This is a genomic window from Pseudomonas cichorii (genome assembly GCF_019719005.1).
Taxonomy (GTDB): domain Bacteria; phylum Pseudomonadota; class Gammaproteobacteria; order Pseudomonadales; family Pseudomonadaceae; genus Aquipseudomonas; species Aquipseudomonas cichorii_E.
Window position 1 is genome coordinate 17,662 of the sequence record NZ_JAIGPJ010000009.1, and the last position, 9,443, is coordinate 27,104.

The 9,443-nt window shown below is 57.9% G+C and carries 7 protein-coding genes and 1 pseudogene; 4 read left to right on the plus strand and 4 right to left on the minus strand.

Annotation, left to right across the window (positions count from 1 at the left end):
* Positions 1 to 19 precede the first annotated feature (19 nt).
* The 3 genes from K5D32_RS09255 to tkt form a co-directional block, all read right to left on the minus strand.
* Positions 20 to 1,183 (minus strand): phosphoglycerate kinase, encoded by a 1,164-nt coding sequence (locus K5D32_RS09255; protein ID WP_201018241.1) that lies wholly within the window; start codon positions 1,181 to 1,183, stop codon positions 20 to 22.
* 16 nt (positions 1,184 to 1,199) lie between these two features.
* Positions 1,200 to 2,249 (minus strand): erythrose-4-phosphate dehydrogenase, encoded by a 1,050-nt coding sequence (gene epd, locus K5D32_RS09260; RefSeq protein ID WP_221536599.1) that lies wholly within the window; start codon positions 2,247 to 2,249, stop codon positions 1,200 to 1,202.
* Between the two features lie 257 nt (positions 2,250 to 2,506).
* Positions 2,507 to 4,504: a transketolase gene (gene tkt, locus K5D32_RS09265; protein WP_221599986.1), complete on the minus strand. Its 1,998-nt coding sequence runs from the start codon at positions 4,502 to 4,504 to the stop codon at positions 2,507 to 2,509.
* A gap of 256 nt (positions 4,505 to 4,760) precedes the next feature.
* Between tkt and K5D32_RS09270 the strand changes: the two genes are divergently transcribed.
* The 3 genes from K5D32_RS09270 (at position 4,761) to K5D32_RS09280 (ending at position 7,741) form a co-directional block, all read left to right on the plus strand.
* Entirely contained in the window at positions 4,761 to 5,756 is a 996-nt protein-coding gene (locus K5D32_RS09270) for a metalloregulator ArsR/SmtB family transcription factor (protein WP_221577040.1), read from the plus strand.
* Between the two features lie 20 nt (positions 5,757 to 5,776).
* Positions 5,777 to 6,967, plus strand: coding sequence for a methionine adenosyltransferase (metK, locus tag K5D32_RS09275; RefSeq protein WP_221577041.1), 1,191 nt, complete (start codon positions 5,777 to 5,779; stop codon positions 6,965 to 6,967).
* Positions 6,968 to 7,321: 354 nt separating this feature from the next.
* Entirely contained in the window at positions 7,322 to 7,741 is a 420-nt protein-coding gene (locus K5D32_RS09280) for a hypothetical protein (protein WP_221593187.1), read from the plus strand.
* A gap of 7 nt (positions 7,742 to 7,748) precedes the next feature.
* Here the strand turns inward: K5D32_RS09280 and K5D32_RS09285 are convergent, their stop codons facing one another.
* A complete protein-coding gene (locus K5D32_RS09285) occupies positions 7,749 to 8,369 on the minus strand; it encodes a LysE family translocator (protein WP_221599987.1) in 621 nt (206 codons plus the stop codon).
* Positions 8,370 to 8,555: 186 nt separating this feature from the next.
* Here K5D32_RS09285 and K5D32_RS25930 point away from each other — a divergent pair.
* Positions 8,556 to 9,443: pseudogene (locus tag K5D32_RS25930) on the plus strand (DNA ligase B); the annotation flags it as partial.

Consider the following 9,443-nt stretch of genomic DNA (forward strand, 5'->3'; position numbering starts at 1 on the left):
CCTTTCCTGAACCGGAAAATCAGGCCTTTGCACGCTGTTCAAGCACTTCAACGGCTGGCAGGACCTTGCCTTCGACGAACTCGAGGAATGCACCACCGCCAGTGGAAATGTAGGAAATCTGCTGTGCAACACCGTACTTGTCGATGGCTGCCAGCGTATCGCCGCCGCCAGCGATGGAGAACGCTGCGCTTTCGGCAATGGCCTTGGCCAGTGTCTTGGTCCCTTCGCCGAACTGATCGAACTCGAACACGCCGACCGGACCGTTCCACAGGATAGTCCCGGAAGATTTCAGCAATTGGGCAAACTGGGCAGCAGTCTGTGGGCCAATGTCGAGAATCATGTCGTCATCGGCCACATCGGCGATGAGTTTGACGGTCGCGGCAGCGCTTTCAGCGAATTCCTTGGCAACCACCACGTCCACCGGCAATGGCACACTGACCTTGGCGGCAATGGCGCGAGCGGTGTCCAGCAGGTCTGGCTCGTACAGCGATTTACCGACCTTGTGACCGGCTGCGGCCAGGAAGGTATTGGCAATACCGCCGCCAACGATCAACTGGTCGCAGATTGCGCTAAGGCTGTTGAGTACATCCAGCTTGGTGGAAACCTTGGAACCGGCAACGATGGCCGCCATCGGCTTGGCCGGAGCGCCAAGGGCCTTGCCCAGCGCTTCCAGTTCGGCCGCCAGCAAAGGACCTGCTGCAGCGACCTTGGCGAACTTGGCAACGCCGTGGGTCGAGCCTTCGGCGCGGTGTGCAGTACCGAAAGCGTCCATCACGAAAACGTCGCACAGAGCGGCATATTTCTGCGCCAGCTCGTCAGCGTTCTTTTTCTCACCCTTGTTGAAGCGCACGTTCTCGAACAGCACGACATCGCCAGCCTTGACGTCGACGCCATCGAGGTAATCGGCAACCAGCGGGACTTCACGGCCCAGCGCCTTGCTCAGGTAGTCGGCAACCGGCTTGAGGCTGTTCTCGGCCGAGAACTCGCCTTCGGTCGGACGGCCCAGGTGCGAGCAGACCAGTACGGCAGCACCCTTCTCCAGCGCCAGCTTGATGGTCGGCAGCGAAGCAAGGATTCGGGCATCGCTACTGACAACGCCGTCCTTGATCGGGACGTTGAGGTCTTCGCGAATCAGCACACGCTTACCTTGCAGATCGAGGTCGGTCATCTTCAACACGGTCATGAGGCGTTCCTGTTTTTTACTGTTGTTGATCCGCGACGCGCAAGAAATGGTCCGCAACGTCGAGCATTCGATTGGCAAAACCCCATTCGTTATCGAACCAGGCCAGCAGGTTTACCAGCCGGGGGCCGGAAACTCGGGTCTGACTCGCATCGACAATGGCCGAATGAGGGTCATGGTTGAAATCACAACTGGCATGCGGCAGTTCGGTGTATGCCAGCAGGCCTTTGAGCGGGCCGCTGGTGGCGGCCTCACGCAAGATTCGGTTGATTTCCACAGCATCGGTATCACGCGCCGTTTGCAGCGTGATATCCAGGCACGAGACGTTGACCGTCGGTACGCGAACTGCTTTGGCCTGAATTCGGCCCGCAAGTTCCGGCAGGAGCCGCTCGATTCCGCGTGCCAGACCAGTGGAGACCGGAATGATGGACTGGAAAGCCGAGCGCGTACGGCGCAAATCCTCGTGGTGATAAGCATCGATCACCGGCTGATCGTTCATCGCCGAATGGATCGTGGTGATCGAAATATATTCAAGGCCCAGCGCATCATCCAGCAGGCGCAGCAACGGCACGCTGCAATTGGTGGTGCAGGATGCGTTGGAAACCAGTCGCTCGGTGCCGGTCAGCTTTTGCTGATTGATACCGAACACGATGGTGGCATCCACATCGGATTCGCTGGCCATCGGTTGCGAGAACAGCACCCGCGACGCGCCCGCATCGAGAAAGCGCTGGCCATCTTCGCGGGTGTTGTAGACGCCTGAACATTCAAGCACCAGATCCGCACCCAGCGCCGCCCAGTCGATACCCTCGGGCGTTGCGCTGCGCAGAACTCTGATCCGGTGATCGTTGATGTGCAGGTATTCCCCATCGACCCTCACATCGCCGGGGAAGCGGCCATGGGTGGAGTCGAAACGGGTGAGATATTCGAGGCTGGCCATATCGGCCAGATCATTGATCGCGACCACTTCAAAACCTGCCCGCGCACCTCTCTCACAGAGCGCGCGCAAAACGCAACGACCGATCCGGCCATAGCCGTTCAGAGCAACTTTGTAAGGGCGATGTTGGGGCATGGAGTGCTCGCAAGCAGATAAATCAGATGGCACATAAAACCCGTACAGACTGTGTGAAAACTACTGCGCTCGGCCATGCTGCGTTGAAAACAGGCTCGGAATGCTCATTTACAACACGTAAACTCCGCTTCCTCGCCTGTTTTCGCCTTGCCTGACCTTCGCTCGCTACGTTTTCACACGGTCTGCGTAGGAGCGAATTCATTCGCGAAGAGGCCTTCGCGGATGAATCCGCTCCTACGGGATTATTGCGACCTTTCTCAGTCTTCCAACAACTCTTCAGCCGTGCTCAGGATGTTCTCCAGAGTGAAGCCGAACTCTTCGAACAGCGCAGGCGCAGGTGCCGACTCGCCGAAGGTGGTCATGCCGATCACGCGACCTTCCAGACCGACGTACTTGTACCAGTAGTCAGCGTGGGCAGCTTCGATGGCGATACGGGCGCTGACCTGCAATGGCAGAACGGCTTGCTTGTAACCTGGGTCCTGGGCTTCGAAGACGCTGGTGCAAGGCATGGAAACCACGCGCACCTTGCGGCCTTGAATGGTCAGGGCGTCGAACGCCTGCACGGCCAGACCGATTTCCGAACCGGTAGCGATCAGGATCAGCTCAGGTTCGCCCGCGCAATCGCGCAGTACGTAGCCACCACGGGCGATATCCGCCAGCTGGGTTTCGTCACGGGTCTGGTGAGGCAGGTTCTGACGGGAGAAGATCAGCGCCGACGGGCCATCGTTACGCTCGATGGCGTATTTCCAGGCAACGGCCGATTCCACGGCATCTGCCGGACGCCAGGTGTCCAGGTTCGGCGTGGTACGCAGGCTGGTCAGCTGCTCGACCGGCTGGTGAGTCGGGCCGTCTTCGCCCAGACCGATGGAGTCGTGGGTGAACACGTGGATCACGCGCTTCTTCATCAAGGCAGCCATACGCACCGCATTACGGGCGTATTCCATGAAGATCAGGAAGGTAGCGCCGTAAGGAACGAAACCGCCGTGCAGGGCGATACCGTTCATCATTGCGGCCTGACCGAACTCACGCACACCGTAATGCAGGTAGTTGCCGTTGGCGTCTTCGCCGGTGATGCTCTTGCAGCCTTTCCAGATAGTCAGGTTGGAGCCGGCCAGATCAGCCGAACCGCCCAGGATCTCAGGCAGCAGCGGGCCGAAAGCACCCAGAGCGTTCTGGCTGGCTTTACGGCTGGCGATGGTTTCGCCCTTGGCGTTGACTTCAGCCACATAAGCAGCCGATTTTTCAGCGAAGTCGGCAGGCAACTCACCGCTCATGCGACGGATGAAATCGTTGGCCAGCTCAGGGAAAGCAGCGGAGTAGGCAGCAAAACGCTGGTCCCACTCGGCTTCGGCAGCCAGGCCTTTTTCCTTGGCATCCCATTGGGCGTAGATATCAGCCGGGATTTCAAAAGGACCGTGGTTCCATTTCAGCGCAGCGCGGGTCAGAGCGATTTCATCAGCGCCCAGCGGAGCACCGTGGGACTCTTCCTTGCCTTGCTTGTTGGGCGAGCCGAAACCGATGGTGGTCTTGCAGCAGATCAGGGTCGGCTGCTCGCTCTTGCGGGCGGTGTCGATGGCGGTCTTGATTTCGTCGGCATCGTGACCGTCGACATTGCGGATGACTTGCCAGCCGTAGGACTCGAAACGCTTCGGCGTATCGTCGGTGAACCAGCCTTCGACTTCGCCATCGATGGAGATGCCGTTGTCATCGTAGAAGGCGATCAGCTTGCCCAGGCCCAGAGTACCGGCCAGTGAAGCAACTTCGTGGGAAATACCTTCCATCATGCAGCCATCGCCCATGAACACGTAGGTGTTGTGGTCGACGATGGTGTGGCCTGGACGGTTGAACTGTGCTGCCAGGGTCTTTTCGGCCACGGCAAAACCGACGGCGTTGGCAAAACCCTGACCCAGCGGGCCGGTAGTGGTTTCGACACCCGGGGTATAGCCGTATTCCGGGTGACCCGGCGTGCGGCTGTGCAGTTGACGGAAGTTCTTCAGGTCGTCGATGGACAGGTCGTAGCCGGTCAGGTGCAGCAACGAGTAAATCAACATCGAGCCGTGACCGTTGGACAGAATGAAGCGGTCACGGTCGGCGAACGCAGGGTTTGCCGGGTTGTGCTTCAGATAGTCGCGCCACAGAACTTCGGCGATATCCGCCATGCCCATGGGGGCACCTGGGTGGCCGCTGTTGGCTTTTTGCACGGCATCCATGCTGAGGGCACGAATGGCGTTGGCACGCTCACGACGGCTTGGCATCGCTGATCTCCTGGAGAATGAAGGAATGGGATCGGAAAAAAGGCGACCATTTTCTCTCAGGCACTGCCTGGGAGCAATGAAAGATAGTCGTTGGCAGGTGTTTTTCCTGCCTTGTCGCCTTATTTCCCTTCACTAATGCAGGTTGGGCCGCGGAATAACGTGATGGCCATCACGGACAAAGCCCCCACCAACCAATATCAAAACTTTTTGATATTGCTCTTGCAGCCGGAACGGTCGCTAACTAGACTGCGACCCCATGAACCTATGTGTGCCTGCAATCAGCCATGACGACTGCGACGACCTCTCTGCCTTGTGCAAGGCCGGCGGCGACCCTTTGCGGCTGAATGTATTGCGCGCCCTGGCCAACGATTCGTTTGGTGTACTGGAGCTGGCGCAGATTTTTGCCATCGGCCAGTCAGGCATGAGCCATCACCTGAAAGTGCTGGCACAAGCCTCTCTGGTAGCGACACGCCGGGAAGGCAATGCGATCTTTTACCGTCGCGCCCTGCCCCACACTCAACTGACCGGTGGCAGGCTGCACGCGGCCCTGCTCGATGAAGTGGATGTCCTGACCCTCCCCGAGGATGTCAGCCTGCGCATCGACCTCGTTCACCGCCAGCGCGCCCAGGCCAGTCAGGATTTCTTTGCCCGCACGGCAGAAAAGTTTCGCGCCCAGCAGGATCTGATCGCCGGCCTTGCCCAATACCGCGACAGCCTGTTGAGCCTGCTGGACAAACTGAGCTTCAACGCTCAGGCAACGGCACTGGAAGTAGGCCCCGGAGACGGAGGCTTTCTACCTGAGCTGGCCAGACGATTCGCCCATGTCACCGCCATGGACAACAGCCCGGCGATGCTGGAGCTGGCCCGCGACGTCTGCGAGCGCGAGCAACTGAACAATGTCGAGCTGGTACTGGCCGACGCCCTCACGGGCACTAAAGTAAGCGCCGACTGTGTCGTTCTGAACATGGTGCTTCATCATTTAGCTGCGCCGGCCGAAGCCTTGAGGCAACTGGCCGAGCGATTGCAACCCGGCGGTAGCCTGCTGGTAACAGAGTTGTGTAGTCATGACCAGAGCTGGGCCAGGGAGGCCTGTGGCGATCTCTGGTTAGGTTTCGAACAGGATGATCTGGCCCGTTGGGCCATCGCTGCGGGGCTAGTTCCCGGGGAAAGCCTGTATGTAGGCTTACGTAATGGTTTCCAGATCCAGGTTCGCCATTTTCAGCGACCGGCTGGCAACACTCACCATCGGTAAAATTCAGGAAACCCGTAGAGATGAGCGAATACTCACTTTTCACCTCCGAGTCCGTGTCCGAAGGACACCCAGACAAGATCGCCGACCAGATTTCCGACGCGGTTCTTGACGCCATCATCGCCCAGGACAAACATGCTCGCGTAGCGGTGGAAACCCTGGTCAAGACTGGTGTTGCAATCGTTGCTGGCGAAGTCACCACCAGTGCCTGGGTTGACCTCGAGCAGATCGTTCGTGACGTGATCAGCGACATTGGCTACACCAGCTCCGACGTCGGCTTCGACGGCGCTACCTGCGGCGTGATGAACATCATCGGCAAGCAGTCTCCTGACATCAACCAGGGTGTTGACCGTGCCAAACCTGAAGATCAGGGCGCCGGTGACCAGGGCCTGATGTTCGGCTATGCCAGCAACGAAACGGCCGAGCTGATGCCTGCGCCAATCGCGTTCTCGCACCAACTGGTGAAGCGCCAGGCCGAAGCCCGCAAGTCCGGCCTGCTGCCTTGGCTGCGCCCGGATGCAAAATCCCAGGTCACTTGCCGCTATGAAGACGGCAAGGTCGTGGGCATCGACGCAATCGTTCTGTCGACCCAGCACAACCCTGAAGTTTCCTACAACGATCTGCGCGAAGGCGTAATGGAACTGATCGTCAAGCACGTGCTGCCAGCCGAGCTGCTGCACAAGGACACCCAGTTCCACATCAACCCGACTGGCCAGTTCATCATTGGCGGCCCGGTAGGTGACTGCGGCCTGACCGGTCGCAAGATCATCGTCGACAGCTACGGCGGCATGGCTCGCCACGGCGGCGGCGCGTTCTCCGGCAAGGATCCATCGAAGGTTGACCGTTCCGCTGCCTACGCTGGCCGCTACGTTGCCAAGAACATCGTTGCTGCCGGCCTGGCCGAACGCTGCGAGATTCAGGTTTCCTACGCCATCGGCGTCGCTCAACCGACTTCGATCTCCCTGAACACCTTCGGCACCGGCAAAATCGGCGATGACAAGATCATCAAGCTGGTTCGTGACATCTTCGACCTGCGTCCATACGCAATCACCACGATGCTCGACCTGCTGCACCCGATGTACCAGGAAACCGCAGCTTACGGCCACTTCGGTCGCACGCCGCAAACCAAGACCGTGGGTGACGACACCTTCACCACGTTCACCTGGGAAAAAACCGACCGCGCCGACGCACTGCGCAAGGCTGCCGGTCTGTAATACGTTTTAACGCTTCAACACAAAGCCCCGGACGATCCGATCGTCAGGGGCTTTGTTGTGTCTGGCGATTGCGAAAGCCTCAAGTCCACCGATGTCTGCGATTGAGCCCCACGATATTTTTTCTGGCCGTCGAAACTTAGTCTGGAATGTTCAGTCTGTATAGATAATAGCGCAACGCCATATCAGGATTAGTTTAACAGGATAAAACCCCACACTACTTACCTGGCCCTCACGAGGTGTGCCGCACACTAAGCCATTAATGTTTTCCCGCCACCAACAAATCAATCACTCTCGCCAAGTCGAGCAAGACTGATTACTTTGCCAGTTATTCCTGCACTTACTGTAAGGAACATCATGAAACTCAAGGCTATCCTGTTGGGCTCCATTCTGATGGCTTCACCGTTCTATCAGGCTTTGGCCGACAATTGCAGAGCCAATATCTTTGGTGGTTATGACTGCCGCTATGACAATGGAACAACCTCAACCAGCAGGTCAAATATCTTCGGTGGGCAAGATACACAATACAGCGACGGCAGAAGTTCAAATAGCCGTTCAAACATCTTTGGCGGACAAGACACCCAAAACAGTGATGGCAGCCGTTCAAATAGCCGCGCCAACATCTTTGGCGGGCAAGACACACAATACAGCGATGGTAGAAGTTCAAACAGCCGCTCAAACATATTCGGCGGACAAGACACCCAAAACAGTGATGGCAGCAGCTCAAAAAGCCGTGCGAACATCTTTGGCGGGCAAGATACGACTAATAGTAAATAACCAGGCTTCACGCCTTGCGCGACACCAATAACACCGAAGCAGCTCCCGCAAGCAACCCGGCGCAAGTGCGATTGAACAAGCGCTTGCCGCTGGGCCGGGCAAACAGTCGGCGAGCATGGACGCCCATGTAGCCGTACAGACTGATAGCCACACACTCCAAAGCTATAAACAGCCCGCCCAGTATCGCGAACTGACTGGTTACATTGCCCGTATGGTCGATGAACTGCGGCAAGAAAGCCGTAAACAATAGAATCGCTTTGGGATTGCCGATGGCCACCAGAAACTCCTGACGCGCCAGGCTCCACATGTTTGCCGAAACAGCACTCATATCGCCTTGATCCTGGGGATTGGCTCGCCACAACTGCACTGCCAGGTAAAACAGATAAGCCGCGCCAACAATCTTGATCACATGGAACAGCCATTCGGACGTATGCAGCACCGCCGCAAGTCCCACTGCGGCCAGGGAGATCATGATCACAAAGGCCAATAATCGCCCCACGCCACCGACACATGACCTGACAAAGCCATAGCGCGTCGCGTTGCTGATGGATAGCAAATTGTTCGGGCCCGGCGCCATGTTGAGGGCGAAGCAGGCAGGAATGAAAACGGCGAGCGTTGATATATCCATGGGGAACCCGATCAGGAACTGGACTGAATGCCTATTCTGCCCGTCTGTAATAAAGACTAAAGAGACAGCTACCCACGTAAATCATGAGTATCTGTACCTGGCGAAAAACCCGGTAACCACCTTGTCCACCGCAACAACGAACAATGACTAGCCTCAAAGCCACTCTCTCAAGGCAAGGATGCTTCGATGTTGCACGTTGTACGTTTATTGAGCTGCGCGGCCCTGTTCTTCAGCATTTCGGCTGCCTTTGCCAGCCCATGTCCCGACTGGTCACCGGCAAAGGCTAGCAACGAGATTCTGGCCCTGCAACATCAGGTCAGCCGATGGGACGACAGCTACCACCGCCAAGGCGTCTCGCTGATAGAGGACGAACTTTATGATCAGTCCCTACAGCGCCTGGGCTTTCTGCAGTCCTGCTTCCACTCGAACAAAACCTCCACCGACAACCCGCTGAAAACCGCCAGAGGACCACTCGCTCACCCCGTTCCGCATACCGGCGTGATCAAGCTGGCAGACGATCGGGCGGTGCAGGCCTGGCTGAAAGGGCGCAAGGGCTTGTGGATACAACCCAAGGTCGATGGCGTTGCGGTATCGCTGGTGTACGAAAACGGCAGACTCAGCAAGGCCATCAGCCGTGGCGACGGCCTCAAGGGCCAGGACTGGACGCGCCATGCACAGCGAGCTTCTGCCATTGCAAAGCAACTTCCTCAGCCGGACACACTGGTTCTACAAGGCGAACTGTATTGGCGTCTGTCAGACCATGTTCAAGCCACGTCAGGCAGCATCAATGCCCGTAGCAAGGTCGCCGGATTGCTGGCTCGACAGGAGATAAGTGACCAAGAGGCAGACAGTATCGGGTTGTTCGTCTGGGACTGGCCAGCCGGGCCAGCAGACATGCAGGAGCGAATCGCCGGCCTGCAAGCCATGGGCTTCACCGACAGCGCCACCTACACCCAGCCACTGGAAAATTTCACCCAGGCCAGTGACTGGCGCAACCATTGGTATCGCACCGGGCTGCACTGCGCCACTCACCGCGTGCTCATTCGTGACCGCCAAAGGGCACCGCCCCCACCC